The following is a 304-nucleotide window of genomic DNA, read 5'->3' as shown; positions in this document are numbered from 1 at the left end:
CGGATACCAGCCCTGCGCGCCCGTGATCTTGCCGCGCGTCTCGTTCACGCGATCGACGTTGATGGCGAAGGCGGGATCGGCGGCGGGGCGCCAGACGCGCAGGAAGGCAATTGTCAGGATCAGCGAAACTAGCGACGACAGCACGTCCGTCAGGCTGTAGTTGATGAAGTTCGACGTGACGAACTGCGTCAGCGCGAAGCTGCCGCCCGACACCAGCAGCACGGGCCACACCCGCAGCATGTTGCGAAAGCCCGCGTACACGCCGATCACGTAGAACGGCAGCGCCAACGCGAAGAACGGCAAC

1 protein-coding gene is annotated in these 304 nt (G+C 64.5%); it reads right to left on the bottom strand.

The genetic code is table 11. From position 1 onward, the window contains the following. A partial coding sequence (locus tag SB753_RS36130) for an L-lactate permease (RefSeq protein WP_410804905.1) occupies window positions 1-304 on the bottom strand: 304 nt, incomplete at both ends.

The organism is Paraburkholderia sp. SIMBA_053 (assembly GCF_046534895.1).
Lineage (GTDB): Bacteria > Pseudomonadota > Gammaproteobacteria > Burkholderiales > Burkholderiaceae > Paraburkholderia > Paraburkholderia caledonica.
This window is presented reverse-complemented; position numbering and strand designations above follow the sequence as displayed.